The 25,784-nt window shown below is 62.4% G+C and carries 26 protein-coding genes and 1 tRNA gene; 5 read left to right on the forward strand and 22 right to left on the reverse strand.

Annotated features, from left to right (window positions below; all coding sequences use genetic code 11):
* Nucleotides 1-16: 16 nt before the first annotated feature.
* The 12 genes from extI to ppsA all read right to left on the reverse strand — a co-directional run bounded on the left by extI (nt 17) and on the right by ppsA (nt 10,680).
* Nucleotides 17-1,210 (reverse strand): selenite/tellurite reduction operon porin ExtI, encoded by a 1,194-nt coding sequence (extI, locus tag ACZ41T_RS04910; RefSeq protein WP_464923359.1) that lies wholly within the window; start codon nt 1,208-1,210, stop codon nt 17-19.
* Nucleotide 1,211: 1 nt separating this feature from the next.
* Nucleotides 1,212-1,715 (reverse strand): hypothetical protein, encoded by a 504-nt coding sequence (locus ACZ41T_RS04915; RefSeq protein WP_464923360.1) that lies wholly within the window; start codon nt 1,713-1,715, stop codon nt 1,212-1,214.
* Nucleotides 1,696-2,028 (reverse strand): hypothetical protein, encoded by a 333-nt coding sequence (locus tag ACZ41T_RS04920; RefSeq protein ID WP_464923361.1) that lies wholly within the window; start codon nt 2,026-2,028, stop codon nt 1,696-1,698. The genes ACZ41T_RS04915 and ACZ41T_RS04920 overlap by 20 nt, the downstream gene beginning before the upstream one ends.
* Nucleotides 2,029-2,206: 178 nt before the next feature.
* Complete coding sequence (locus ACZ41T_RS04925) at nt 2,207-3,433, reverse strand: multiheme c-type cytochrome (protein WP_464923362.1); 1,227 nt, start codon at nt 3,431-3,433, stop codon at nt 2,207-2,209.
* A gap of 75 nt (nt 3,434-3,508) precedes the next feature.
* Nucleotides 3,509-4,915, reverse strand: a complete 1,407-nt coding sequence (locus ACZ41T_RS04930; RefSeq protein WP_464923363.1) for a hypothetical protein — start codon at nt 4,913-4,915, stop codon at nt 3,509-3,511.
* Nucleotides 4,916-5,070: 155 nt separating this feature from the next.
* Complete coding sequence (locus ACZ41T_RS04935) at nt 5,071-5,256, reverse strand: hypothetical protein (RefSeq protein WP_464923364.1); 186 nt, start codon at nt 5,254-5,256, stop codon at nt 5,071-5,073.
* Nucleotides 5,253-5,513 (reverse strand): hypothetical protein, encoded by a 261-nt coding sequence (locus ACZ41T_RS04940; protein ID WP_464923365.1) that lies wholly within the window; start codon nt 5,511-5,513, stop codon nt 5,253-5,255. The genes ACZ41T_RS04935 and ACZ41T_RS04940 overlap by 4 nt, the downstream gene beginning before the upstream one ends.
* A gap of 9 nt (nt 5,514-5,522) precedes the next feature.
* Entirely contained in the window at nt 5,523-5,834 is a 312-nt protein-coding gene (locus ACZ41T_RS04945) for a hypothetical protein (RefSeq protein WP_464923366.1), read from the reverse strand.
* 3 nt (nt 5,835-5,837) lie between these two features.
* Entirely contained in the window at nt 5,838-6,089 is a 252-nt protein-coding gene (locus ACZ41T_RS04950) for a sulfurtransferase TusA family protein (RefSeq protein WP_464923367.1), read from the reverse strand.
* Between the two features lie 48 nt (nt 6,090-6,137).
* Nucleotides 6,138-7,586 carry a YeeE/YedE family protein gene (locus ACZ41T_RS04955; RefSeq protein ID WP_464923368.1) on the reverse strand — a complete coding sequence of 483 codons (1,449 nt, stop codon included), beginning with the start codon at nt 7,584-7,586 and terminating at the stop codon, nt 6,138-6,140.
* 56 nt (nt 7,587-7,642) lie between these two features.
* Nucleotides 7,643-7,972: a sulfurtransferase TusA family protein gene (locus tag ACZ41T_RS04960; RefSeq protein WP_464923369.1), complete on the reverse strand. Its 330-nt coding sequence runs from the start codon at nt 7,970-7,972 to the stop codon at nt 7,643-7,645.
* Between the two features lie 365 nt (nt 7,973-8,337).
* Nucleotides 8,338-10,680: a phosphoenolpyruvate synthase gene (gene ppsA, locus ACZ41T_RS04965; protein ID WP_464923370.1), complete on the reverse strand. Its 2,343-nt coding sequence runs from the start codon at nt 10,678-10,680 to the stop codon at nt 8,338-8,340.
* A gap of 10 nt (nt 10,681-10,690) precedes the next feature.
* Here ppsA and ACZ41T_RS04970 point away from each other — a divergent pair, with 10 nt between their 5' ends.
* Entirely contained in the window at nt 10,691-11,467 is a 777-nt protein-coding gene (locus ACZ41T_RS04970; protein ID WP_464923371.1) for a pyruvate, water dikinase regulatory protein, read from the forward strand.
* A gap of 155 nt (nt 11,468-11,622) precedes the next feature.
* Nucleotides 11,623-11,925, forward strand: coding sequence for a DUF3579 domain-containing protein (locus ACZ41T_RS04975; protein WP_464923372.1), 303 nt, complete (start codon nt 11,623-11,625; stop codon nt 11,923-11,925).
* Nucleotides 11,926-11,949: 24 nt separating this feature from the next.
* On the opposite strand, the gene ACZ41T_RS04980 is transcribed toward ACZ41T_RS04975, so the two are convergent.
* The gene (locus ACZ41T_RS04980) at nt 11,950-12,729 is read right to left on the reverse strand and encodes a TrmH family RNA methyltransferase (RefSeq protein WP_464923373.1); all 780 of its coding nucleotides are present in this window, start codon (nt 12,727-12,729) and stop codon (nt 11,950-11,952) included.
* Nucleotides 12,730-12,773: 44 nt separating this feature from the next.
* Between ACZ41T_RS04980 and senB the strand changes: the two genes are divergently transcribed.
* Nucleotides 12,774-13,733 carry a selenoneine biosynthesis selenosugar synthase SenB gene (senB, locus tag ACZ41T_RS04985; RefSeq protein WP_464923374.1) on the forward strand — a complete coding sequence of 320 codons (960 nt, stop codon included), beginning with the start codon at nt 12,774-12,776 and terminating at the stop codon, nt 13,731-13,733.
* A 27-nt stretch (nt 13,734-13,760) separates the two neighbouring features.
* Here senB and ACZ41T_RS04990 read toward each other — a convergent pair whose 3' ends face one another.
* Nucleotides 13,761-14,429: a tetratricopeptide repeat protein gene (locus tag ACZ41T_RS04990; protein WP_464923375.1), complete on the reverse strand. Its 669-nt coding sequence runs from the start codon at nt 14,427-14,429 to the stop codon at nt 13,761-13,763.
* A 109-nt stretch (nt 14,430-14,538) separates the two neighbouring features.
* Between ACZ41T_RS04990 and ycaO the strand changes: the two genes are divergently transcribed.
* Nucleotides 14,539-16,254, forward strand: coding sequence for a 30S ribosomal protein S12 methylthiotransferase accessory factor YcaO (ycaO, locus tag ACZ41T_RS04995; protein ID WP_464923376.1), 1,716 nt, complete (start codon nt 14,539-14,541; stop codon nt 16,252-16,254).
* A gap of 282 nt (nt 16,255-16,536) precedes the next feature.
* Here ycaO and rlmB read toward each other — a convergent pair whose 3' ends face one another.
* Together rlmB and rnr are read right to left on the reverse strand one after the other, a co-directional pair.
* Nucleotides 16,537-17,286 (reverse strand): 23S rRNA (guanosine(2251)-2'-O)-methyltransferase RlmB, encoded by a 750-nt coding sequence (gene rlmB / locus ACZ41T_RS05000; RefSeq protein ID WP_464923377.1) that lies wholly within the window; start codon nt 17,284-17,286, stop codon nt 16,537-16,539.
* Complete coding sequence (gene rnr / locus ACZ41T_RS05005) at nt 17,283-19,571, reverse strand: ribonuclease R (RefSeq protein ID WP_464923378.1); 2,289 nt, start codon at nt 19,569-19,571, stop codon at nt 17,283-17,285. Before rnr ends, rlmB begins: the two co-directional genes overlap by 4 nt.
* A gap of 34 nt (nt 19,572-19,605) precedes the next feature.
* Here rnr and ACZ41T_RS05010 point away from each other — a divergent pair.
* Nucleotides 19,606-19,690 (forward strand) — tRNA-Leu (locus ACZ41T_RS05010).
* 64 nt (nt 19,691-19,754) lie between these two features.
* Here the strand turns inward: ACZ41T_RS05010 and ACZ41T_RS05015 are convergent.
* Genes ACZ41T_RS05015 through hflX form a run of 6 tightly spaced genes read right to left on the reverse strand, consistent with a single transcriptional unit; the run spans nt 19,755 to nt 25,510 of the window.
* On the reverse strand, nt 19,755-21,053 hold the full coding sequence (locus tag ACZ41T_RS05015) for an adenylosuccinate synthase (RefSeq protein WP_464923379.1): 1,299 nt from the start codon (nt 21,051-21,053) through the stop codon (nt 19,755-19,757).
* 37 nt (nt 21,054-21,090) lie between these two features.
* On the reverse strand, nt 21,091-22,053 hold the full coding sequence (locus ACZ41T_RS05020) for an ATP phosphoribosyltransferase regulatory subunit (RefSeq protein ID WP_464923380.1): 963 nt from the start codon (nt 22,051-22,053) through the stop codon (nt 21,091-21,093).
* 6 nt (nt 22,054-22,059) lie between these two features.
* On the reverse strand, nt 22,060-22,242 hold the full coding sequence (locus ACZ41T_RS05025; protein WP_464923381.1) for a DUF2065 domain-containing protein: 183 nt from the start codon (nt 22,240-22,242) through the stop codon (nt 22,060-22,062).
* A complete protein-coding gene (gene hflC / locus ACZ41T_RS05030) occupies nt 22,239-23,120 on the reverse strand; it encodes a protease modulator HflC (RefSeq protein WP_464923382.1) in 882 nt (293 codons plus the stop codon). Before hflC ends, ACZ41T_RS05025 begins: the two co-directional genes overlap by 4 nt.
* Entirely contained in the window at nt 23,117-24,319 is a 1,203-nt protein-coding gene (gene hflK / locus ACZ41T_RS05035; RefSeq protein WP_464923383.1) for an FtsH protease activity modulator HflK, read from the reverse strand. The genes hflC and hflK overlap by 4 nt, the downstream gene beginning before the upstream one ends.
* A 6-nt stretch (nt 24,320-24,325) precedes the next feature.
* The gene (gene hflX / locus ACZ41T_RS05040) at nt 24,326-25,510 is read right to left on the reverse strand and encodes a GTPase HflX (RefSeq protein ID WP_464923384.1); all 1,185 of its coding nucleotides are present in this window, start codon (nt 25,508-25,510) and stop codon (nt 24,326-24,328) included.
* Between the last annotated feature and the right edge of the window lie 274 nt (nt 25,511-25,784).

The raw sequence follows: 25,784 nt of genomic DNA on the forward strand, positions 1-25,784 counted from the left end.
CACTGCAAGAGACAGATCAGAAGATGAACTGCAGGCCAAGCGTGGCCTGATTATAATCCTGCAGCGCAACGTTGGTCGGGTGTTCGTTATCGAAGCTAATATCCGCGTACTCCAAGCTGATCTTCAACCTCTGTCCATCCAGATAGTAGTTCGCGCCGACGCTATTCCATTTCTGGTCATAATACTCGACACCGCCGGTCTCGATGCCGTAATCGGACGTTTCGTGACGGGCGAAGAACTGCAGACGACCCATGCCAACCTTGTTGGGCAGCATGTAGCCGGCCTTGACGTAATAGCCCTTGAGGTCGCTGCGGACGGTCAACGCGGGATCTGGATTCAGATTAGTGGCGCCATCCGTATCGTAATCGAAGTACGCGCCGGAAAGCGTGTAGACCCCGCTCGCCATCGGGTACTCCATGAACGCGTCCACCGTCCATGCCTTGTAATCCTTGATATCGCTGCGCGCAATATAGTTGCCGTATGCGACGCCATTCTGCATCTCGTAAGCGGCGCCAACGGTCAGCACCTTCTTCGTTCCCAGGTAGGTACCCAGATAGCCGTAGTTGAATTCCGGCTCCCAGAAACTGTAATGCACACGGGTAGTCAGGCGCGGATTGTCCTCGGCCACTGCGTTGTCCTCGCGGCCGTCGGCAACCATGACGCGATACTGGAATTTGGCATCCAACAGATTGCCCCAGACCGCCAGACCGGTATCGCGGCTGCCGCCGAACGGCGTGTAGGCGAGCACCTCGGCACGGTCCATGGTCAGCGGCTCCAGGCACGCTTCCAGGTTCTCCCGCGAGAAGGTGTTCTTGAAGCGGCCGACGATGAAGCGTACGTCATCGCGATAGTCCAGCGTTACATACGCATCGCGGTAATAGACGCTTTTGTCATCCTCGCCGAGCTTGCTGTCGTTGCCAGACTCGAGCTGCGCATAAAAACCCACGAAGTCGTTGTACTGGCCGGAAAAGGTCAGCCGGTTGCGGCGCAAAAAAGCATCGTTCGACGAACCGTTATCGGTTGCCGAAGTGAACCCTTTGTGCTGCAACCACCCCTGCAGGGCGTAGGTAAAGGTGAGCGAACCCTCCTCGCCAAACTCGATGGTCGGGCCTGCCACTGCGCCCAGCGGCAGCAAACCGGCGAGCAGGCCAACAGCACAGGCACGGGACAGCGGGGAAACAGCATTGTGCGGAACGGTCAGAATTTTCATGTTATTTCGCTCCTGGAATGGCGTGATAAGCGTCCTGCACCTTGGTCAGGTCACCCTTGTGGCAGCCGCTGCAGGCGTCAGCCGTGTTGTCAAGAGGCTTGGCGAGCATTTTCGTGTGCGCCACGTCTTGCTTCATGATTCTCGAATTTCCCTTGTGGCAGCCAGCGCACGAGTTGTTCACCTTGGAGTGCTGCGCATGCCAGGGCGCCTTGGCGGCATCCATTTCGGGCGCTGCTGCGCGCTTGCCATTGTGACACTTGAAGCAACTCGAAGCGCCCAGGCCGCAGGCATTGGCGAGAGAAATCGGCGACAGTCGCGCCGCGCCTTCCGCCAGCGCCGCCGTAGCCTCGCCACCCCAACCCGTGGCCGCAAGCACGGTCGAATCTTCAGCGTGCTTGCCAGCCAGGCCGGTGAGCATTGCGACACCCAGGCCAAACAGCGACAGCATGACACCACCGCGCCAGATTTTTCCCAACAGACTACCCTTACCTTGGTTGCGCTTCATCTATCCCTCTCCTTTGCTCGTCACGAGTTGCGGGAAGCCCATCCAGATTATCCAGACGGACGCCTTCCGATTGCTTAAACCGATCATCCCATGCCTTGCGTATATCCGCCTCGCTCGTGCCCGAAGCACACGTACACGCCAGCCCATTGCCGCGATACTTGAGCCTGGGCTGCCCCGGCTCGGTCGCAGCAACGACCGGTGCCGCCAGCAGCAGGGCAAGGGCCATCAAAGTCACTGCGCCAGTCGATTGCATGGATTTCCGGTTCACCTCTGTCTTATCGACACCCTTCTGAAGCACAAGCCATGCCAGCAACCATTATCCATTCATAACAACAACTTATTGCAATACAGCAAGCCCGATTCGATTGCACAATAAGTGCTATGCACGGCGATCTTTCAAATTGCAATCGGTACGAGGATGGCAGCAGTTCACTTCTGGATGAATCGCGCGTCCCCCAGCCGCCTTACGGGGTCGCTCGAAGTCCGGTTTCTCACCGATCCACGCCTGCCTCAATACGCAACAATTCATAGCGTGCCGCTACAGCTTCGGCGAGCGCGCGCCGCAACAACGGTACCGCAGCAGCCGGCAACTGGTCGGCACGACTCAGACTATCACGGTAGATGCGCTCGTAATGCTCGGCCGGCAGCACCCGCATGACCAGCAGCACGCGCCAGTCGCTGCCCGTCGCAGTGAAGGGCTGCCGGAAATCGCGCGCCTCACCGGCGGGGATGCGGGCATCGAACAGCTGCCGCGTGATCTGCGTATCGACATTCCAGCCAATCACTTGGCGCCCCAGTTCGAAAATGCCGCCATCGGCATCGTGGCGGTAAAACACGAGCTCGACCTTCGGCACCATATAGGTCGGGAAATGATGGCCCGCGCCGCTGTTGCGAACGTTCGCCCGTGCCTCGTAGCGGCCGCCGCCAAGCGAATGTACGTTTAGTGCCACCTCGATTGCACGTCGCGTCATTTCCGGATCGTGGATCCCGCGCCACAAATGCTTGCGATCCGGCATGTGGCAGGACTGGCAGGTCTGCTTGTCGGCCCCCTCTCCGGCGTAGGGGCTGGCAAGCCATTGGCGGTAGGTGTCCTCCATCAATTTTCCGGCGATGCGCGGACCGTCATCCGGGAACTGGTGGCAATGCGCGCAGAAGCGACTGTCCTGGAAGGCCTTGGCAACGACAAAGCCGCCATGCGGGACGTCCTGGGCCGCCGCGCGGCGCGGCGGCGGCCCGAAGCGCTGGTGCCCGCGCACATGGCAGGCCGCGCACACCAGTCCCTGATGCCCCAGATCGGCGCTGACATAATCCGGCGGCGGCTGCGTCGGTGCGTTCGGCCAGCCGTGCTCCAGCGCCAACAGCGCTTTCTGCTCGGCCAGCGGCGCATGACAGCGCAGGCAACGGTTACCCTGATCCTGATCCATCAATTTGAGCTGCCAGCGCAAGCCGGGGCCCATTGTCTTGCTATGCAGCGAAGTGCGCCAGGCAGCAAGCTGTTCGGTATGGCACTGCCCGCAGGCCTCAGGACTGAGCGAGGCTTCCAGCGGCGAGAACGTAGCCGGCGGCACCCCCTGCGGCGGCATCGATTCGGTCCAGTGTTTGCTTAAAAAGGTCTCGACCGTAGGCGTAGGCTTCTCGCCGCAACCTGACAGCAGCCCGAGCAGGAGCGGCAGGGTCAGCAGCAGCCATGGCTGCCGCGTATGAAAAAGGCGGTTCAAATCCAGCTCCACGAAAAAAAAAGCCCACGAGAGTATCGTGGGCCAGAGGAGGAGAAAGCAAGGTTCAGGCGGAAATTAGCCGCCGCACGGGTTGGCGGGTGGGGCGCTGGTGCCGGCGGTCGGGATCACCTCGCCGTACTTGTAGGCCTTGTCCGCCTCGACGATGGCGTTGGCCGATTTGGCATACGCATCGGTGATATAGCGCTGGGCGACCGCGGTGTTGCTGGCGGCCGGAATATAGAACGACTTGAGGTCGGTGCGCCACGGGGAATTCTCGGGCAGGATCGCATTGCCGGTCGCGTCGGTGATGACGCTTCCAGGGGTCAGCGAATTCCACTCGACCATCGCGCCGTCGTAGAAACGGGTTGGCTTACCGAGAATCACGGCGCTGGCGACGCCGGTGATCATCGCGCGGAAGGTCGTCTCGCAATAAGTGTAGATGACATCGCCTTCCTGGTAGGCGTTGCCCACGCCCACATTCGTGAAGACCCCTGCTCCATCGCCGGCGATGAAGCCCGCGCCGCTAACATTACCGTCAAGGTAGGCTTGCAGGTCGGCTTTGTCCTTGTAGCGGTAGCCCTCGCCTGAGACGAGCAGGTTGGAGAAGTCAAGTTGCAATGCACCAAACGGATGACCCTGGCGAGAGCCGGAATTCTGGAACCCTGTCCCATTATAATTGGGAATATTGCGTGCATCCCAGATGAAGACGCCGTCATTCTTCACGTTGACGTCGGACGTCGGCAGGACGGCCAGCATGTCCTGCAACGTCGCCTGCAGCTGGGTGTTGTCGACCAGCAGATCCATGACCGAGGCGTGGCCGTTGTTAGGCTCCGAGCTTGCGGTCGCCTGGAAGTCGGCGGGCAGCAGTTCGACGGCCAGCCCCAGATTGTCATCCAGCCACTGGTTGCCGCCATTGAGGATGGCCAGGTTCTTCTTGTCGACGCCCCAGTAGCGCAGGGCATACCAGATGCGACCCTGCGCCATCGCGTTGCCAGTGCTGCCAGTCCCCATGGCGACGACGACCATGTCATTTTGCGGGTCGATGTTGTATTTCTTCAGCAGCGCATCCATACCCGCACCATCTGGCACCATGCTCGGCGTCTCGATAACGCCATTGGTCCGGGTCTGGATCCATTCGCTACCCGGCGACAGATAGGTAAACACGTTGTTGCCGCTGGGCTTGATGTACTCCGCGCCCGCGGGCCCCGGCGTCACCTGCAGGATAACCAGCTTGCCGGTAATCCCTGCCGGGCGCTGGTTGAGCCAGTCATCCTTCCAGCGCTTGAGCGTCGATTCGGTGATCAGGCCATTTTCGTTCAGGTTGTAATCGTCGGCCGACGTCTGAGCAATCGTCGCCGGCGTATTCACCGGGATCTGTTTCACCAGTGCCGTCGTGTCCTCATCGCCGCCGCAGCCCGGCAGGCCCAGCGCCATTGCCAGGACGGTCATGCCGGCCCAACCCCTATTCATCTGCTTGTTCATTGAGAATCCTCCATCCATTATCAAGCCCGCGCCCACCTTGCCGGGCGGCAAGACGGCGCACTCATAGCGGCCGGCCCGCTGGAGGCCGGCAGTAAAACCGCCCGTCCCAGCCATGCACAACCTCCACCGCGACCATGGCCGCGGGCAAAACACTTTCAATCCAGCGGCGCTTTCAGCACCACCGGCATCCAGTCCTGTTCCAGCGCATCGAGCAATGCGCCGTAATCGTCCGTATTCATTTCCCGCACTTGCGCGCCAGCCGCGCGCAAGGCTTCAGCCAGACCCGGCATCGCCGGCACCGCCGCGGGATTGACCAGCAAAACCTTTTTTCCCGTGTTCATACGCAATACACCACGTCGTTGTCAATAATCTGCCGCGCCAGGGCTGCCATGGCGTCCCCGGTGGGAGCGAGTTCCACCACGGGCACCTCGGCGAACTCCAGTGCTTCCATTTGCTCTGCTGCGCCGCCACCTTCAGGCAGCTTGCCCCAGGCGGCGATGGAGACGGCGTCGTCGAGCAGGGTCAGCCCGCTGGCCATGCGCAGCGCCTCGACCTGCTTCTGCACGGCCACCATCAGAATGCGTTTTTGATCTGCCATGTCCCGTCCTCAGAAAACCAGAACCTTGTCGCACTTGCGCACGAGTTCGGCATCCTGGTATTGGCCGCCGACGACGACGATGTCGGCGATGGCACTCAAATCAAACCTGCCGACGGCATAGTGCTCGGCGCTGTGTTCGCACAGGGTGACGCTGTTCGGGCGCGCCCGTGCACGCTCGACGAATCCCGCGTCAGCAAGCAGGTTGACGCCGGTGTCGGTCAGGAAGCTCAGGGTTTCCCAACCGCGCGCAGCCGCCGCGTCGATCAGACCGTTCGCCTGCGGCAGAAAACATTCATCGGTGATCACGATACCCAGTTGCATGACTCAGGCCTTCCTGATCTTCCAGGTGAAGGAACCGCTTCCCTCCTGGCGATCGATCAGGTCGTTACCCTCGGCTTCGCACATGGCCATGATCGATTCGCCCGAGGAGGGGTTGTCGAAAACCAGGCTCAGCACGTCGCCACTTTCCAGCTTCTGCAGCGCTTTCTTGGTGTACATCTGGGGGTGCGGACAGGCGTAGCCGCACACGTTCAACTCCCATTCATGATCGGCGGTCTTGTTGAAACTCATTGCCATAGCACTACTCCTTGATGATGATTGCTTGTCTGAAATGTCTGGGCCATCCTAGAGGCCGCACTCCGAAGGCTTGCGGGCGTCGCTCCAGTCCATGTACCAGGTGAAGACCTTCACGCCGACATAGGCGCCGAGCACCATGCCAATCAGAAAAACCCAGCCGCTGGGGTCGCCATTGGTGACGGTGGCAAAGAAAGCGCCGATGTTGCAGCCCATGGCCAGGCGCGCGCCGATGCCCATCAGCGTGCCGCCGACGATGGCAAAGAAAGCGGTTTCCCAGCTCGGCATCTTCCATTTGAATTCGCGGCGCGAGAGCGCCATGATGGCGGCGCCGAGAATGATGCCGATCGACATGAAGCCAGGGGCATTCAGCAGCGGGTTCGGCAGGCCATTGTCGAGGCCGAAGAAGATGCTGTCCATGTTGTTGATGCCCAGCTTCTGCATGATCCAGCCGCCCCACTGCGCTTCCTGGGTGGTGATGTACCAGTAGCCAGGGTCGAACACGGTGTCCTGGATGGACAGGCCCTCGGTGTAACCCATCGCCACCAGCAGTTCACCGAAGTTGAAGATATCGTAGTGCTCGCGTAATGCACCGGTCACGTACATGTGCAGGCCGGCGAGAATACCAAGACCGATACCGGCCAGGGCGGTATTCTTTGATGATGTGCACATGGCCCACATGCCCGCAAGCTCGTCGCGCAGCACCGGGCTGGCCTTGCCGGAACGGCGCAGGTAGCCCTTGCGGTAATAGAAAACATACAGCACGATCAGGATGAGGATGACCGGCAGGATCGCGGTCAGGAGGGTGTTGTACAGCACAATGCCCGCAGCACCGCTCTGGCCGAGCGCATCGGCGGTGGTGGAGCCCTTCAGATCCCACATGTAGCCCGCGGTGAAGATATCGAACCAGCCCTGCGTGACGGTCAGCTCGGCTGGCATGTCCTTGGCCACGGCAGAAGCGACCCACGACTGCGGCACCAGGGCGTCCCACCAGCCGCTCGCGGTCACGACGATAGCCTGCGAGAACGAGATGGCAACGATCACCAGCATCGAGTTCATGTTGCCCTCGCCCGCCTTGTAGAGCGAACCCGAGGCGCACCCACCGGTAAAGACGATACCGAAACCGAAAATTGCGGCGCCGATGACGATATGCCAGCCCATCGCGTTGGGATGGAATGTACTGAACCCGCTCAGGGTAACGATGGTGGCGACGACCGCGTACAGCGCCACCGCGATCATCACGCCGACCGCCATGCGCGGCACCTTCACTGCGAACAGGTCGCGTGTCGCCGATGCCATGCAGAAACGGCCGTATTGCAGCAGCATGCCGTAAGCGAGACCAAACCAGACGTAAACCAGCAGGTAAACGAAGCGCGTGTCCTGCGCCAGGGCCAGCAGCGAGCCGGCGACAACGAGCAGGAAGATCCCCATCGCCTTGAGACTGCTTTTGCGAAACAGCCAATGCGTTTCAGCTGCGATACTTGCCGACGCTACATTCACTCATACTCTCCTCAGCAAAACCGGCGGGCCTGGCAGGCCGCCCCAGATTGCATTGCCTAAAAAAAACCCTTGCGCAGGTAAACACGCCAGCAATCGGACTCCCGAACCGTGGCGAGGTGCGTGCAGCCGAGTGTCTGCGCCAGCGCAGGAAATCCCTCGACAGCCGTGGGATTATCGAGCACCACTTCGATGGCCGCACCCGACCCGACTTCGCCCAGCACCTTCATGGTCAGCAACTGCGGCCGCGGACACATGGCGCCCAGGCAATCGACCGAGCGCACCACATGCACACACCCCAAACCGGGAACATCGATGTCCTTGTTAACCAGGCTGGCCATACCGGCTGGACGGCCATGAAGACGATCGAACAGACTGTTAACTTGCACGCGCATCCTCCGCTTGGCGACCCGCATTAATAAGCACGTTGCGTGCCACATTGATTTGTCTTTTGTAAACATATGGTTACTCCAACTCGCGGGTTTCCATCCAATGAAAAATGCAATAGCGTCGGTTTTATGGTTTGGCGCTGGTGTCTTTTGCAACGGGAAAATGTCCAGGCTGGCGGCGAGACACTTGAGAGACACCGATCAATTCGTCACGCGGCGGCGCGGCATACGATTCCACGTGACCTCCGCCCATGGAAAGCCTGAGTAATCAGTTGAGTAATCAGTAATGTCCGCTTGGCCAATACGCTGGATTACCGCGTTTCGATGGGTGGGGCCAATTCACGCCATCGGTCAAGGCGCGGGTATCAGGCAGTCAGGCGCCGCCAGGTTGCCACCACGGTATCGGGATTGAGCGATATCGAGCCGATTCCCTGCGCCACCAGCCAGTCGGCCAGATCGGGGTGATCGCTCGGCCCCTGGCCGCAGATGCCGATGTATTTGCCTTGCCGCTTGCAGGCGGCGATAGCCTCGGCCAGCAGCTTTTTCACCGCCGGATTGCGTTCGTCGAAGCTTTCGGCCACCAGGCCGGAGTCGCGGTCGATGCCCAGCGTCAGTTGGGTGAGGTCGTTGCTGCCGATGGAAAAGCCGTCGACGTGCTGCAAAAAATCGTCGGCCAGCAGCACGTTTGAGGGAATCTCGCACATCATGATCAGGCGCAGGCCATGGTCGCCGCGCTTGAGGCCGTTTGCCTCCAGCAGTTTCACCACCGCCGCGCATTCTTCCACCGTGCGAACGAAGGGAATCATCACTTCGACGTTGGAAAAGCCCATCGTCTCGCGCACTTGTTTCAGCGCGCAGCACTCCAGCTCGAACGCAGGACGGAACAGCGCCGACACGTAGCGCGCCGCGCCGCGAAGCCCCAGCATGGGGTTTTCCTCTTTCGGCTCGTAGCGCTCGCCGCCCACCAGGTTGGCGTATTCGTTGGACTTGAAGTCGGACAGGCGCACGATCACCGGCTGCGGCCAGAACGCGGCGGCCAGGGTGGCGATGCCCTCGGCCAGCTTGTCCACATAGAAAGATACCGGGTCGGCATAGCCCGCCGCACGCGCATCGATCTCGGCGCGAACGTCCGGCGGCTGACCGGCATGATCGAGCAGCGCCAGCGGATGCACGCCGATCATGCGCGCGATGATGAACTCCAGCCGCGCGAGGCCGACGCCGTGATTCGGAATCTGCGCGAACTCGAAGGCGCGCTCGGGGTTGCCGACGTTCATCATCAGCTTCACCGGCGGCGCGGACAGGGTTTCGCTCGCCAGCGTCTCCACGGTGAACGGCAGTTTGCCTGCGTAGACAAAGCCGGTGTCGCCCTCGGCGCACGACACCGTCACCGTCTCGCCGTCCTTCAGCACCGCGGTCGCCTCGCCGGTGCCCACCACGGCGGGAGTGCCCAGCTCGCGCGCGACGATGGCGGCGTGGCAGGTGCGTCCGCCGCGGTTAGTGACGATCGCCGCCGCACGTTTCATCACCGGTTCCCAGTCGGGGTCGGTCATGTCGGTGACCAGGATATCGCCCGGCTGCACCCGGTTCATTTCGGCCGGGCTGGCGATCAGCCGCACAACGCCCACGCCGATCTTCTGGCCGATGGCGCGGCCGGTGATACGCACCTCGCCGGTCGCTTCCAGCGTGTAGCGCTCGCCGACGCCGCTGGTGCGCGTCTTTACCGTTTCCGGGCGCGCCTGCACGATGAAAAGCTCGCCGGTTTCGCCGTCCTTCGCCCACTCGACGTCCATCGGGCGCTTGTAGTGCCGTTCGATCGCCACCGCCTGGCGCGCCAGTTCCAGCACCTCGGCGTCGGTCAGCGAATATTGCCGGCGCAGCTCGGCTGGCGTGTCCTCGATCACGGTCGCGCCGTCGCGCCACACCATGCGAATGGCCTTTTCGCCCAGTTCGCGCCGCACCACGGCGGGAAAACCCTCGGCCAATTTCGGCTTGTGCACGTAGAATTCGTCCGGATTGACCGAGCCCTGTACCACGGTTTCGCCCAGCCCGTAGGCAGCGGTGATGAATACCACGTCGCGGAAGCCGGATTCGGTGTCGAGGGTGAACAGCACACCGGAACAGGCGATGTCGGAGCGCACCATGCGCTGCACACCCGCCGACAGCGCCACGTCGGCGTGCGCGAAGCCGTGATGCACACGGTAGGCAATGGCACGGTCGTTGTAGAGCGAGGCGAAGACCTTCCTCACGTACTGCAGCAGGTCGTCGGCGCCGCGCACGTGCAAGTAGGTTTCTTGCTGCCCGGCAAACGAGGCGTCGGGCAGGTCCTCAGCGGTAGCCGACGAGCGCACCGCCACCGACACGCTGTCGCCGAGTGCGGCATAGGCCTTGCGCAGGCCGGTTTCGAGCACGGCCGGCAACGCGGCCGCCTCGACCCAGGTGCGGATTTCTGCCCCCGCCGCGGCCAGCGCCGTCACGTCTGCCACGTCGAGCGCCGCCAGCCGCTCATGAATGCGCGCGCGCAAATCGTTGTGGTCGAGAAAATCCCAGAACGCCTGCGCCGTGGTGGCGAAGCCACCCGGTACCTTGACGCCGGCGCCGGACAGATTGGCGATCATCTCGCCCAGCGATGCATTCTTGCCACCCACGCGCGGCACGTCCGCCATCGACAGGCTATCCAGTGGAACGATATAGTCAGTTGAAGCATGCATAATCCACTCCATGAAAAGCTACAGCGTTTTCTGCGTATCCGATCACACCGGTGTCACCGTCGAGGCGGTGACGAAGAGCGTGCTGGCGCAGTTTCCTGCACTTGAGTTTAACCTGATTGCGCTGCCTTTCATCGACAGCCCGGAAAAGGCACGGACCGCCGCGGCGCGAATTGCCGCTACGCCCGGCGCGCTGGTGTTTTCCACCCTGGCCGACCCGGCCCTGCGCACCGTCCTGCGCGGCAGCCGCGCCAGCCTGTTCGATGTCTTCGACCTCGTCGCCCCCGCTGTGGAAGCCGCGCTGGGCCTGGCCGCCACCCCCAGCGGCGGCCGCACCCACGGCATGGCGCACAACTACGAATCGCGCATCGATGCAGTCAATTTCAGCCTGGCGCTGGACGATGGTCTGCAACCGCAGCGGCTCGATCAGGCCGACCTGATCCTGGTCGGCGTCTCGCGCGTCGGCAAAACCCCCACCGCGCTCTACCTCGCCCTGCAATACGGCCTGCGCGTCGCCAACTATCCGCTGACGCCGGACGACCTCGAACAGAACAGCCTCCCCGGCGTCCTGCTCGCCCACCTGCCGCGCCTGCGCGCCCTGACCCTGTCGGCGGAACGCCTCGCCACCATCCGCCAGGCGCGCTACCCCGACAGCCGCTACGCCAGCCTCGCGCAATGTCGCGAAGAACTCGCCGCCGCCGAACGTTTTTACACGCAGCATGCCATTCCCGTCATCGACACCACCCGCATGTCCGTGGAAGAAATTGCCGCCCGTCTGCGCCCGGCCTAAGTGACAACCTGCCCTCCACGGAAAAGGAAGAACTGACGGCAGTATCAAGACCTTTTTTGGCCCATCATAATATCAACGCGGCACCTCTCATTGCTTCAGTTTTGTCGAAACATGTCGAATAAGCACTGTACATTCCGCGAAAAGGTGAATTCACCATGTCTGAAGACAACAGGGGATTGAGTGGCATGACACAAAGCGATATCGAATTCAACCCGACAGCCTGGATTGAGAGTCTTGCGGCGACATTGGCCAGCTTCCTTGCTGACCCGCGTTTACGTTATAGCTACGGCGTGCAGCCCAACGTGGTCGACGGAGAGCTTAGCCTGATCGTGGCGCCCTGGCTGGAAACCGAAAACCGTGCCACCTACGACCACGTGATGAGCTTTGCCAAAGACCACCAGTTGCGAATTGTGGAAGACCGGCGAACCGGCGAACGGGCTTTGCCACACTCGAATTGAGACACTGGCAATGAAATCTGCGGTTCAGCCTGACCGCTGCCGCACGGTTTCAAACATGGCGATAGCCAGTGCCACCGAAGCGTTCAATGACTCCATTTTGCCAGGCATCGGAATCTGAACCGTGGCTGTCGCCGCGGCACGTACTTTATGCGACAACCCACCGCCTTCATTGCCGACAATAATGGCCAGCGGACCTGTCAGATCACGTGCGAACACACTCCTGTCTTCCCCTAACGCAAGCGCAAGGCTCTGCCCTTCAAACAACGCACACCAGGCTGGAATATCCACACCGCATTCGAGCGGCAACACGAACTGGGCACCCTGCCCACCACGCAGTGCCTTCGGTGACCAGGGATCGTGGCAGCCCTTCGACAGCACCGCCAGCGTGGCACCCGCCGCCGCGCCGGTACGCAGCATGGAACCCAGGTTGCCGGGATCCTGAATATCTTCCAGCACCAGCACCAGCGGCGTCGCGTTGATGGGGGGCGGCATCAGCCAGGCGGCTTCGCTCAGCACCCCGGTCGGCGTGGCTACAGGCGTCAACTCGGCAAACAGCGCATCGGTCAGCACAATGGTTTTGGCGTGTGGACATCGCCCCGCCAAGGCTCTGAAACGGCCCACGTCGAACGACGACGCGCTTACCAAAGTGTGCGGCTGCCCCCCCGCATCAAGATACGCCGCCAACAGATGCTCGCCATCCAGCAAAGTCATCTGCGCACCGCGTCGGGCGCGGGCGGACTCGGACAGCTTCTTCAGCCGCTTGAACAGGGAGTTGTCGCGCGAGGAAATGGGCGTTTCGGTCATGCCCGGATTATCCGCGTTTCGCTATCGCAGGCTACACTCTTACGATGCGCATCGCCCTCATCACCCCCTACGGCCGCGAACACCGCAACGGCAACTGGCACACGGCCGCACGCTGGGCGCGCTTCCTGCGCGAGGCGGGTCACACGGTGCGGACGCAGGTGGAATGGGATGGCCGCAGCACCGACCTTATGCTGGCGCTGCACGCCCGGCGCAGCTTTGCCTCGATCCGCGCCTTTGCCGAGCGCTTCCCGACCCGCCCCCTGTTGCTGGTGCTGACCGGCACCGACCTGTATCGCGACATCCACCAGAACGCCGACGCCCAGCAGGCGCTGGAACTCGCACACCGGCTGATCGTGCTGCAGACGCGCGGCGTCGACGAACTGCCGGCGCATCTGGCCGCCAGGGCGCGGGTGATCTACCAGTCGTCGCCCGACATTGCTCGCCTGCCCGCGCCTGCCCAACCCTTCGAGGTGCTGGTGATCGGCAACCTGCGCGAAGAAAAGGATCCCTTCCGAGCGGCACTGGCGACGGCCTACCTGCCCGGACATTCGCAAATCCAGGTGACGCATCTGGGCAGCGCCCTCTCCAGGGAAACGGCCGAAACGGCGGAGATGGCGCAGAGCAAGCTGCCGCGCTGGCACTGGGTCGGGGAGGTGCCGCACCGGACGGTGCTGAAGCGGCTGGCGCGCGCGCATCTGATGGTCATCAGCTCGGTGATGGAAGGCGGCGCCAACGTCATCTGCGAGGCGCTGGCAGCGGATGTGCCGGTGCTGGCCTCGCACATGCCCGGCAATATCGGCATGCTGGGCGAGCACTACCCGGGCTATTTCCCGGTGGGCGACGAACAACAGCTGGCGAGGCTCTTGTCGAGGGCCGAAACCGACCCCGATTTTTATGCCGATCTGCTCAGCCACACCCGCCAGCGTCGCGGGCTGATGCGGCCGGAGCAGGAAGCCAGCCGCCTGCGGCAGGTCGTGGCGGAGTTCGAGCAAGGCGCGGTGTGACAACGGCGAACCGCAGCCAATTGTGACTCAACCCTCGTCGAACAGAATGCCGAACATGCGCGCGCGCTCGACCGCGCTCAAACCGCGCAGCACACGCACCGCCTGGCGCGCAACCCGTTCATCGCGCGTGATCGAATATTCGATCGCCAACGTGCGCCAGACCTCGGCCAGCGCCGGGTCGGACGCCTGCAGCTTTTGCAGCGCCTGGGTCACCCCCGCCTGCCCCTTCGTCAGATAGAACGTCAGCCCCAGGTTGTGCCAGGCCTGAATGTAATCGGGGTCGGTTTCTACGGCCGCACGATACGCCCGCATCGCCTCGCGGGGACGCCCGCTGTCGCGGTAGGCGTTGCCCAGATTGTTGCGCGCATATACATCGCCGGGCGCGAAGCGCAGATTCCGCTGATACGCCGCGATGGCTTCGGCAAACTGCCCCAGTTCGCCCAGCGCACGCCCTTGAACGAACCAGGCCAGCGGATTCTTCGCCTCGGCCCGTGCCCACGCTTGCCCCCACGCCAACAGACCCTGCCAGTCGGCGCGTTTTTCAAGCACCTGCGCCTGCCGCACCCACTCGGCCTGCGGACGTGCCGCTGGCGCCGCCTGGTCGTCATCCAGGCCAAACGTCTGGGTGGCAGCCGTCACCGGACCTGCAAACGCAAGGGTAAGCAACAACGAGAATAAAGCAATACGGTCAGGCATGGACGAATTCACAGATTGCAGCTGCCTCGTTGATGGATCGACATCCGTCATTTTACGCCGCACTTGACGCATCGATTATGCTGTTGGCTGTTCAAAAAAGAGTCACCCCATGCACGCCACCACCGAAAGCTTCATCCCCGGCAAGGACGCCTCGCTCGAAGCCTCGATCGCCACCCTGCAATCCAAGCTCGAAGCGCTGGATTTCCATATCGAAGAGCGCTCCTGGCTCAATCCGGTGGAAGGCGTGTGGTCGGTGCATATTCGCGACCGCGACTGCCCACTGCTGTTCACCAACGGCAAGGGCGCCTCGGAGCTGGCTGCGCGGGCGAGCGCGCTGGGCGAGTATTTCGAGCGGCTGTCGACCAATTATTTCTGGACCCACTTCTATCTGGGCGAGACGATCGCCCACCGCAGCTACGTCCACCATCCCGACGAGCGCTGGTTTTCTTCAGACGACGACGCCTGGCCGGCCGAACTGCTCACGCCTGAACTGCACACCCACTACAACCCCGACGCCGGCGTGCGCGCCGACCAGCTGATCGACCTCAATTCCGGCAATGCCGAACGCGGTATCTGCGCCATTCCCTACCAGCGATTGCGCGACGGCAGGACCGTGTATTTCCCGGTCAACCTGATCGGCAACCTCTACGTCAGCAATGGCATGTCGGCCGGCAACACGCTGAAGGAGGCGCGCACCCAGGCGCTGTCCGAAATCTTCGAGCGCCACATCAAGTTCCGCATCATCGCAGAGGGCCTGTGCCTGCCCGACGTGCCCGAAATCGTGATCGAGCGCTACCCGCACATCGCCGCCGGTATCCGCGCGTTGCGCTGTGCCGGCTTTGGCATCCTGGTGAAGGACGCCTCGCTCGGCGGAAAGTATCCGGTGATGAACGTCACCCTGCTGCATCCCCACGATCAGGGCTGCTTCGCCAGCTTCGGCGCGCACCCGCGCTTCGAGGTGGCGCTGGAACGCGCGCTGACCGAACTGCTACAGGGCCGCGCGCTCGATTCGCTGGCGGGTTTCCCCGCCCCCGGCTTCGACGAAGCCGAAATCGCCGACCCGCAGAACCTGGAAATCCACTTCGTCGATTCCAGCGGTGTAATTTCATGGCAATTTCTGCGCGACACCCCCGACTTCGAATTCGTCGACTGGAATTTCGGCACCACCACCGAAGAGGATTACGCGTGGTCGGTCGATGCGCTGCACGAAGCCGGGCACGACCTCTACATCGCCGACTTCACCCACCTCGGCGTCTACGCCTGCCGCGTCCTGGTGCCCGGCGTCTCCGAGATCTATCCGGTCGAGGAACTCGAATTCGAGAACAACAGCGTCGGCAACCTGATCCGTCCGGCGCTCGCGCGCCTGCCCGAACTGACCGAGGAGGAATGTGCCGAACTGCTCGACCTGATCGGCGAACTGGAACTGGCGGACGACCGCCTGGTCACGGTGCTGATCGGCCTCGCGCCGGATGCCGATTCGCCGTGGACCGATTTAAGAGTTGGCGAACTGAAGCTGCTGCTCGCGCTCGCCCTCGGCGACGACGACGCAATCCGCGAAGGCTGCACCTGGATCGCCCAGTACGGCCAGCGCAGCGAAGCGCGCCTCAAGGTCTACCGCTGCATCGCCGACCTCACCCAACTCGGCGACCCCAGCCCCTTCGAGCCCGCCCTGGCCCTGATGTACGGCCGCGAGACGCTGGAACAGGCATTTGCGCTGTTCAATCAGGACGAGCGGTTTTTCGGGTTGACGAAACTGGGCGACGACTTCGAAGGTAGTGCGATCCACCGGCGCCTGCTGGAGGCATATCGCAAGGTTCGCGGCTAGATCACGCCCCGATGAAAATTCCCAAGGCTCCATCTTCTCAAGAGTTGGAGCCTCCACAAAATCCGGGGCGGTTCAGTCTTCGGCGAGCGCAGCCTCGGCCAGATGCAGTACCTCGTCAACCGGCGGCCGCAGGAGCGTGAACAATGCGCGGCCGGCGGGGATAGCCTGCACGGGTTCCAGCGGGTGGATGTGTCCCGTTGCGTAGATTTCAACTTCGATGGTCTGTAGCAGACTAGCCTCCGTTGGGCAGTTCGCCCATTCTATGTATGCGGGCCATTCCGGTCATTCCCCGCGTTGCCGCACCGTCTCATACAAACACAGCGCCGCCGACACCGAGACGTTGAGGCTTTCCACCGTGCCGCCAATCGGAATACGCGCGACCTGGTCGCAGTTTTGCTTGACCAGGCGGCGGATACCCGTACCTTCGGCGCCCAGTACCCAGGCGATACCAGTCTTGAGGTCGATTTTAGACAAGGGCAGTTCGCCGTCCATGTCGGTTGCGATGACCCAGATATTGTGTTCCTTGAGCTCTTCAATCGTGCGCGAGAGGTTGGTGACCATGATGTAGGGCACGGTTTCGGCGGCACCCGAGGCGACCTTTTCCACGGTAGCATTGATACCGACCGCGTTGTCCTTCGGCGCAATGACGGCGTGCACGCCGAAGGCATCGGCCGAACGCATGATGGCGCCGAGGTTGTGCGGGTCGGTGATGCCGTCGAGGATGAGCAGCAACGGCGGGCCCTTGATATTTTCCAGCACCTCATCGAGCGAATGCGTCAGCGCCACCGGCTTGACGCGGGCAACCACGCCCTGGTGCTTGGCGGCCTTGCCAACCAATCGTGTCAACCGATCAGCTTCGACCTGCGCCAGCTTGACCCCGTTGTCCTTGGCCTGATGTACCAGGTCGCGCGCGCGCGCGTCGCGGCGGGTGAGGTCGAGATAGATTTCCAGAACACCCGAGGGATCCTGGCGCAGGCGAGCCAGTATGGGGTGAAAACCATAAATGAGTTTTTCGGCGGTCTTCTCGCTCATTTCTTCTTGCGGCCGGAGCCGGATTTACCGGCGGTCTTCTTTTTCGGCTCTGATTGCTCGAATGCGCGCTGCATGTCGTGCGCAGAGCTGTCCGGTTCAACCAGGCTGAAGTCGATCTTGCTGGTCTCGATGTCGGCGCGCAGCACCTTGATGCGCACGCGGTCGCCCAAGCGATATTTCTTCCCGGTGCGCTCGCCGAGCATCATGTGCTTGGCCTGGTCGTAATGGAAATAGTCCTGGCCAAGTTCGGAGACGTGGACCAGGCCCTCGATGAGGAGGTCGTCGAGCGCGACGAACATGCCGAAGCTGGTGACGGCGCTGACGGTGCCGTTGTACTCGTCGCCGATGCGGTCGCGCATGAAATAGGTTTTCAGCCAGGCGTCGACGTCGCGCGTGGCATCGTCGGCGCGGCGCTCGGTCATCGAGCAGTGGGCGCCGATTTCAGCCAGCCCCTTGACGGGCAGTTTCTCGCTGTTCAACACCGCCTTGATGCCGCGATGCACCAGCAGATCGGGATAGCGCCGGATCGGCGAAGTGAAGTGGGTGTAAGCCTCGTACGCCAGGCCGAAGTGGCCCTTGTTGTCCGGGCTGTACACCGCCTGCCTCAACGAACGCAGCATCACAGTCTGCAACAGGCCGTGGTCGGGACGATCCTTGATCTTCTCCAGCAGCGCAGCGTAATCCTTGGCGTGCGGCTTGTCGCCGCCGCCGAGGTCGAGCCCGAATTCGGCCAGGAAGCTGCGCAACGCAGCGAGCTTCTCGGGGGTCGGGCCTTCGTGCACGCGGTACAGCGTGGGCTGCTTGTTCTCCTGCAGAAAATCCGATGCGCAAACGTTGGCCGCCAGCATGCATTCCTCGATGATGCGGTGCGCGTCATTGCGGATCACCGGCACGATCTCCTTGATCTTGCCCTGGTCGTCGAAATTGATCTGCGTCTCGGTCGAGCCGAAATCAATGGCGCCGCGCTTGGCGCGCGCCTTCAGCAAGGTGCGGAACAGCTTATCCAGCGCCTGCAGGTGCGGCATCATCGCGGCGTGTTTCTGCTCCGGTTCGGCCGCACCGGAGAGCCAGTTCCATACCTGATTATAGGTCAGGCGCGCGTGCGAAAAGATCACCGCCGGATAGAAGCGGTATTCCTTGACGCTGCCGGTACTGGTGATGCGCATGTCGCACACCATCGACAGACGGTCGACTTCCGGGTTGAGCGAGCACAGGCCGTTGGACAGCGCCTCGGGCAGCATGGGGATGACGCGGCGTGGGAAGTACACCGAGTTGCCGCGGCTGAAGCCTTCGCTGTCGAGCGCGTCGCGCGGCTGCACGTAATGGCTGACGTCGGCGATTGCCACCACCAGCCGGTAGCCGCTGCGGCCGAGCGATTCGCAGTACACGGCGTCGTCGAAGTCGCGCGCGGTCTCGCTGTCGATGGTGACGAGCGGCAGATGGCGGATGTCCTCGCGATCGGCCATGTCCTTTTTCTGCACCTTGGCCGGCAGTTTTTCCGCCTGTTTTTCTACCTCGGGCGGAAACACATAGGGCAGATCGTGCTTGCGCAGCGCGATCTCGATTTCCATGCCGGGGCTGGTGTAGCTGCCCAATACCTCGCTCACCCGCCCGATCGCCTCGTTGTGCGCGCCGGGCTGGGTAAGGATCTCCACCGTCACCACCTGGCCGGGCTGCGCGGACCCCGCATGCTCGGTCGGCACCAGAATGTCCTGGTTGATACGGCGGTTCTCCGCGATCAGAAAACCAACGCCGCCTTCGAGGTAGTAGCGGCCGACGACGAATTTGTTGACGTGCTCCAGCACCTCGACAATCTTCGCCTCGCGCCGCCCGCGCCGGTCGAGGCCGGCCACCCGAACCATCACGCGGTCGCCGTGCAGCACGCGGTGCATTTCCTTGGGCGACAGATACAGATCGTCGCCGCCCTCTTCCGGGGCCACAAAGCCGAAACCGTCGGGGTGGCCTTCAACACGACCCTTGATCAGGTCCAGCTTGTCCGGCAGGCACAACTGACGCTTGCGGTTGAGATGCAGCTGGCCATCGCGCTGCATCGCGCCCAGGCGGCGCTGGAACAGGTCGCGCTCGGCCTCGGTGATTTCCAGCTGCGCGGCAAAGGCGTCGACGTCGAGCGGGCAGCCCGCTTCGGTCAGCAGTTGCAGGATGTATTCGCGGCTCGGCAACGGCGATTCGTAGCGTTCGATCTCGCGCTCGTAGAACGGATCGGCCTGGCGAATCGCCGGAATTTTGTGTTTGTTTGCGCGGCTGCGCGATTTGGTCGTTGACAATTTAATCTCTGCTCTCTAGAATGCGCGCCTTATTGCCCAGATGGCGGAATTGGTAGACGCGCACGGTTCAGGTCCGTGTGCCGCAAGGTGTGGAGGTTCGAGTCCTCTTCTGGGCACCAAATGTTGCATGTAAAAAGCCGACCCCGTGTCGGCTTTTTGCTTCTTCAGGCTTTATTTTATACATCAAACGTCGTAGGGATGGCGACGCACGATCGTCTCCACCCGATCCGGCCCGGTCGACACCACGTCTACCGGCACTTCGCACAGCGCTTCCATCCGCTTCAGGTAGGTCTGCGCCTTCTGCGGCAGCTTGTCGAACGTCTGCACGCCCACGGTGGTATCGCTCCAGCCCGGCAGGTCTTCATAAACCGGCTCGACGTTGGCGATCGATTCGGCGCCGACCGGCAGGATGTCGCAGGCCTCGCCGTCGATCTTGTAGCCGACGCACACGCGCACGGTTTCCAGCCCATCCAGCACGTCGAGCTTGGTCACGCACAGGCCGGACACGCCGTTGATCTGGATCGAGCGCTTGAGCGCTGCGGCGTCGAACCAGCCGCAGCGACGCTGGCGACCGGTGGTGGCGCCGAACTCATGGCCCTTTTCGCCGAGATACTGGCCGACGTCGTCGAACAGCTCGGTGGGGAACGGCCCGGAGCCGACGCGCGTGGTGTAGGCCTTGGTGATGCCCAGCACATAATGCAGCGTATTCGGGCCGACGCCGGCGCCGGTGGCGGCACCGCCAGCGGTGCAGTTGGACGAGGTCACGAACGGATAGGTGCCGTGGTCGATGTCGAGCAAGGTGCCCTGCGCGCCTTCGAACAGCAGGTTCTCGCCCGCCTTGCTGGCCTCGTACAGGCTACGCGGGACGTCGGCCACCATCGGCTTCAGGCGTTCGGCCATGGCCATCATGCTGTCGAGCGTCTGGTTGAAGCTCACCACTTCTGCCTTGTAATAGTTCTTCAGCATGAAGTTGTGGTGGTCGAGTACTTCGCCCAGCTTGGCGGCGAAGCGCTCGCGGTGGAACAGGTCCTGCAGGCGCAGCGCGCGGCGCGCCACCTTGTCTTCGTAGGCGGGGCCGATGCCGCGCCCGGTGGTACCGATCTTGCCGGCGCCCTTGGCGATTTCGCGCGCCTGATCGAGCGCCACGTGGTGCGGCATGATGAGCGGGCAGGCTTCGCTGAGCTTGAGGCGGCCCGTCACGTCGACCCCGGCGGCCAGCAGCATGTCCATTTCTTCCAGCAGCGCGGTCGGCGACAGCACCACGCCGTTGCCGATGTAGCAGGTGACGTTGTCGCGCAGGATGCCGGAAGGGATCAGGTGCAGCACGGTTTTCTTGCCTGCCACCACCAGCGTGTGGCCTGCGTTGTGGCCGCCCTGGAAGCGCACCACACCCTGCGCGCGGTCGGTCAGCCAGTCGACGATCTTGCCTTTGCCTTCATCGCCCCACTGGGTACCGATGACGACGACGTTTTTTGCTGCCATGGTGAATTTCCCTTTAGTTTATTGTGCTGCCATTTTATTAAGCATCGGAACCGGCGATGACCAGTTCGCGCAAATCCAGACTGAATCCGGTGGCCGGGCGCGCCCGGCCGAATACCCGCCCTACTTCGTCGTAGCGTCCGCCCTGCGCAATCGCATGGCTGCGTCCGCCGGTGTAGGCGGCAAACACGACCCCGCTGTGATAGCCGTAGCCGCGCAGCTCGGCCAGATCATAGGCCGCCTCGACGTTGACAAGGCCGCGGTCGAGTGTCTCCAGGGTATCCAGTGCGGCCTCGACCGCCGCCAGCGGCGGCAGGCACGCACGCGCCTCGGCCAGCACGCTGCGGTCGCCATACAGACGCGGCAGTGCGGCAAAGGCGTCGCGCAAGGCGATGGGCAGACCGGCGGCAAGAACCGCCACGGCGCTGCTGTCCTTGGCCTGCAGCGCCCCGAACAGTTGGTGTTCGACCTCGCGGCTCAAACGGGCTTCCTGCGCCAGCGCACGGTAAACCCCGACGTGGCCGATGTCGAGCTGCAGCGTTTTCACCCCGCATGCGGCGAGGCCCTGCAGCATCAGCCCGAGGATTTCGAGATCCGCTTCGGCGCCGGTCTCGCCATACAACTCGGCGCCGATCTGGATCGGTTCGCGCGAACGATGAAAGCCATCGGGCTGGGTGTGCAGCACGCTGCCCGCGTAACACAGGCGATTGACGGCATTGGCCGCCAGCAGGTGCGCATCGATGCGCGCCACCTGCGGCGTGATGTCGGCGCGCACGCCCATCAGGCGTCCGCTGAGCTGGTCGACCAGCTTGAAGGTTTTGAGGTCGAGATCGGCCCCCACTCCGGTCAGCAGCGAATCGACGTATTCCATCAGCGGCGGAATCACCAGCTGATAGCCGCGACCGCGGAACAGGTCGAGCAGCGCGCGCCGCATTCCCTCCATGCGCCAGGCCTGCGGCGGCAGCACATCCTCGACGTTTTCAGGCAATAACCAGGCAGTCATTTCAGTTCAGATCAGCAACAAAAAAACGCCGCCGATAATCGAGGCAGCGCCGATAAAACGCAATTGGCCATCGCGAAGTTCCAGCATCCTGCGAAAGCCTTCCCGCCACACGGCAGGCGCGGCAAACGGCAGGATCCCTTCAATCACCAGCAACAATCCGATTGCAGCCAGCCAGTCGGAACCGGTCACTGACCGCCGGCGGCACGCGGATTCTTCATATACTTGAAGAAGTCTGCGCTGGGGTCGAGCACCATCACGTCGCTCTTGCTCTTGAAGCTTTCGCGGTACGCCTGCATCGAACGGTAGAACGCATAAAACTCGGCATTCTTGCCATACGCCGCGGCATACAGCGCAGAAGCCTTTGCGTCGCCCTGGCCCTTGACGCCCTGAGCATCGCGGTAGGCTTCGGCAACGATCACGTCCTTCTGCTTGTCGGCGTCGGCCCTGATCTTTTCGGCCTCGGCCGCACCGGTCGAACGCAACTCGTTGGCCACCTGCTTACGTTCGGCTTCCATCCGGCGGTAGACGTTCTCCGACACTGCCTCAGGAAGATCGACTCGCTTGATTCGCACGTCCACCACCTGCACGCCAATCGTTCGCGCATCCTGATCGGCCTTGGCGCGGATAATGCTCATGATCTCCTCGCGACTCCCCGACACCACCGCGTTGATGGTGCGCTTGCCGAACTCGGCACGCAGGCCATCGTTGACCGTCTGGTTCAGGCGAATCTCCGCCCGTCTCTCGTCGCCGCCAACCGACACATAGAACTGCCTGGCATCGATCACGCGCCATTTGATGAACGAATCGACCAGCACGTTTTTCTTTTCCGAGGTGATGAAGCGTTCGGGATCGGCCGCGTCCATCGTCAGGATACGTGTATCGAAATAGCGCACGTTCTGCACCAGCGGCAGCTTGAAATACAAACCCGGTTTCTTTTTCACCGAGACCACTTCACCCAGCTGGAACACCAGGGCATTCTGCCGTTGGTCCACCGTGAACATGCTGGTGCTCAGCACCACCAGCAATGCAATCAGGGCAATCAGGATAAAACCGAGATACTTGCTCATGGCCGTGCCTCCCGGTCGCGGTTGCGCAAAGCGTCACGCGTGCGAGCGTCCAGGGGCGTGGCGGCCGGCGCCGGAGCCGCCTGCGACAACACATCCGGGGAGCCGCTATAGGGTTGACTCACGGCCTGCTGCAGTTTGTCGAGCGGTAGATACAGGAGGCTGTTGCCGCCCTTCTGGTCCACCAATATTTTGCTGGTGTTGTTCATCACGGCCTGCATGGTGTCGAGATACATACGCTGGCGCGTGACCTGAGGCGCCTTCTGGTATTCGGTAAAAATTTGCGCGAAGCGGCTGGCCTCACCCTCGGCGTTGGCAATCACCGACAGTTTGTAGCCTTCGGCTTCTTCCGTCAGACGCGACGCCAGACCGCGGGCGCGCGGCACAACGTCGTTGAAATAGGCTTCGGCTTCATTTTTCAGGCGTTCACGGTCCTGCCCGGCTTTCACCGCGTCGTCAAACGCGGCCTGCACCTGCTCGGGCGGCTGGATGTTCTGCAGGGTCACCTGGCTGATGCTGATGCCGGTGTTGTAACGATCGAGAATCTGCTGCAGCAGCACCTTGGCGCTCGCTGCAATTTCAGCACGGCCTTCATACAGAACAAAGTCCATCTTGTTTTTACCGACGACTTCGCGCATCGCGGTTTCGGCCACTTGCAGCACCGTTTCTTCGGGTCCACGGTTAACGAATAGAAAATCTTTCGGGTCTTTCAGTATGTATTGAACGGCAAACTGCAGATCAATGATGTTCTCGTCATCCGTCAGCATCAGCGATTCTCTCAGCACCTTGCTCTTGACGTCGCTGCGGTAGCCGACTTCAACGGTGCGTACCTGATCGACGTTGACGATCTCGCGCGACTCGATCGGCCACGGCAGATGCCAGCGCGGACCCGGCTCGGTGGTCTCGATATATTGGCCGAAACGCAATACCACGCCCCGCTTACCGGTGTCGACGATGTAAAACCCGCTCGCCACCCAGACCAGCGCCAGCACGCCGATCAGCAGGCCGGCCAGATTACCGCCACCTGGCAAGCCTTCGGGCGGAAAACCCTCTCCGCCGCCACTGCCGCCACCAGTGTCCTTCTTGCCGAACAGACCATTAAGGCGCTGGTTGATGCGGCGCCAGATCTCGTCGAGGTCAGGCGGTCCGCTGTTCTTGTTGCGGTTGCCGTTGTTGCCCCATTGGGGATCGTTCCATGCCATATCGATTTATTCAGAGATAACTTCAGTTTGAGGAGAGGTGTCGTCTGGCGCACTGGCCCCATGCCGAACACAGCCAGCGTGAAGAATTTCCGACAGTGCCTCACGTAAAAGTTCAAGTCCAGCGCCGGTTTGCGCGGACACATACACGCATTGAAGTCTACCATACTCGTCGCGCCCCACTCCCGGCGCCACGCCCGTCAGATCGAGCTTGTTGTAAACACGAAGCTGCGGCACGGCACCCGCCCCGATTTCGCCCAGCACCTTTTCGACCGCCTCGATCTGGCGCTCGCGTCCGGAGCTGGACGAATCGATCACATGCAGCAGCAAATCCGCTTCGGCCGTGGCTTCCAGCGTGGCGCGGAAGGCCGCCACCAGATCGTGCGGCAGGCGGGTGATGAAGCCGACGGTGTCCGACAGCACCACTTCGCCGCTCGCCGGTTCACCGCCGGCCGATTCAGCCAGACGCGGCAGATAAATCTTGCGTGTGGTGGTGTCGAGCGTGGCGAACAGCTGGTCGGCCGCGTAGGCGCCGGCGCGCGTCAACGCATTGAATAATGTGGATTTGCCCGCATTGGTGTAGCCCACCAGCACCACCGACAGCACGTTCTGACGCGCGCGTGAACGCCGCTGGGTGCGACGCTGCTTGCCCAGTTTGGCGAGCCGCTCGCGCAATGCCTTGACCCGCAGCCCGATCAGGCGGCGGTCGGTTTCCAGCTGTTTCTCGCCCGGACCGCGCATGCCGACGCCGCCGCGCTGACGCTCCAGGTGGGTCCAGCCGCGCACCAGGCGGGTCGACAAATGCTGCAACTGGGCCAACTCGACCTGCAGCTTGCCTTCGGCACTGCTCGCCCGGCGGGCAAAGATATCCAGGATCAGGCTGACACGGTCGATCACCCGGCAGTGCAGACGGCGCTCCAGATTGCGTTCCTGCGCGGGCGACAGCTCATGGTTGAAAATGACGACATCGGCTTCGGTGGCGGCCGCCAGCGCCGCGATTTCATCGGCCTTGCCGCTGCCAGCAAACAGCGCGGCGTCCGGACGGCTGCGCTTGCCCTGCACGGTACCCCGGATGTCGAGCCCCGCCCCCGCTGCCAGCAGACGCAACTCGGCCACGCTTTCGGCAAAATCCGGGGTCCCAAAATCGAGCGCCACCAGGATGACGCGCTCGCCGCCCGCGTGCCGCTCAAACAACGGCGATTCTCCGCATGTGCGGCAGCCGCACCGGGGTCCGCCGCTTGAGGCCTTCGATACAGCCGGGCGATGCGGGGACAGGCGCGCAGCACTGTGTGTTCAACAGGGAATACCGGGAGGACTGCTGTGGCTGGATGTGCATAGGCTGGATGTGCATACGGGCTTCATAGCTTGGGGTCGATTTCAGCATTTCAAGCCAAATGCAAGATCACACCCGCTGCAGGCGCCCAAAATGCCAGCCCTGTCCTTAGTCCACCCCCATATCGCCCTGCCC

Source organism: Thiobacillus thiophilus (assembly GCF_055378705.1).

Excerpts from the sequence above, each read along its gene's own strand:
- ACZ41T_RS04930 (WP_464923363.1), bottom strand. The coding sequence starts at position 4,915 with ATGAACAAGCAGATGAATAGGGGTTGGGCCGGCATGACCGTCCTGGCA.
- ycaO (WP_464923376.1), top strand. The coding sequence starts at position 14,539 with ATGCACGCCACCACCGAAAGCTTCATCCCCGGCAAGGACGCCTCGCTC.
- ACZ41T_RS04980 (WP_464923373.1), bottom strand. The coding sequence starts at position 12,729 with ATGACCGAAACGCCCATTTCCTCGCGCGACAACTCCCTGTTCAAGCGG.
- hflC (WP_464923382.1), bottom strand. The coding sequence starts at position 23,120 with ATGAGCAAGTATCTCGGTTTTATCCTGATTGCCCTGATTGCATTGCTG.
- ACZ41T_RS05020 (WP_464923380.1), bottom strand. The coding sequence starts at position 22,053 with ATGACTGCCTGGTTATTGCCTGAAAACGTCGAGGATGTGCTGCCGCCG.
- ppsA (WP_464923370.1), bottom strand. The coding sequence starts at position 10,680 with ATGCATGCTTCAACTGACTATATCGTTCCACTGGATAGCCTGTCGATG.
- ACZ41T_RS05015 (WP_464923379.1), bottom strand. The coding sequence starts at position 21,053 with ATGGCAGCAAAAAACGTCGTCGTCATCGGTACCCAGTGGGGCGATGAA.
- ACZ41T_RS04950 (WP_464923367.1), bottom strand. The coding sequence starts at position 6,089 with ATGGCAATGAGTTTCAACAAGACCGCCGATCATGAATGGGAGTTGAAC.
- ACZ41T_RS04935 (WP_464923364.1), bottom strand. The coding sequence starts at position 5,256 with ATGAACACGGGAAAAAAGGTTTTGCTGGTCAATCCCGCGGCGGTGCCG.
- ACZ41T_RS04945 (WP_464923366.1), bottom strand. The coding sequence starts at position 5,834 with ATGCAACTGGGTATCGTGATCACCGATGAATGTTTTCTGCCGCAGGCG.
- ACZ41T_RS04940 (WP_464923365.1), bottom strand. The coding sequence starts at position 5,513 with ATGGCAGATCAAAAACGCATTCTGATGGTGGCCGTGCAGAAGCAGGTC.
- rlmB (WP_464923377.1), bottom strand. The coding sequence starts at position 17,286 with ATGAGCGAGAAGACCGCCGAAAAACTCATTTATGGTTTTCACCCCATA.
- hflK (WP_464923383.1), bottom strand. The coding sequence starts at position 24,319 with ATGGCATGGAACGATCCCCAATGGGGCAACAACGGCAACCGCAACAAG.
- ACZ41T_RS04975 (WP_464923372.1), top strand. The coding sequence starts at position 11,623 with ATGTCTGAAGACAACAGGGGATTGAGTGGCATGACACAAAGCGATATC.
- ACZ41T_RS04970 (WP_464923371.1), top strand. The coding sequence starts at position 10,691 with ATGAAAAGCTACAGCGTTTTCTGCGTATCCGATCACACCGGTGTCACC.
- ACZ41T_RS04915 (WP_464923360.1), bottom strand. The coding sequence starts at position 1,715 with ATGAAGCGCAACCAAGGTAAGGGTAGTCTGTTGGGAAAAATCTGGCGC.
- ACZ41T_RS04990 (WP_464923375.1), bottom strand. The coding sequence starts at position 14,429 with ATGCCTGACCGTATTGCTTTATTCTCGTTGTTGCTTACCCTTGCGTTT.
- extI (WP_464923359.1), bottom strand. The coding sequence starts at position 1,210 with ATGAAAATTCTGACCGTTCCGCACAATGCTGTTTCCCCGCTGTCCCGT.
- senB (WP_464923374.1), top strand. The coding sequence starts at position 12,774 with ATGCGCATCGCCCTCATCACCCCCTACGGCCGCGAACACCGCAACGGC.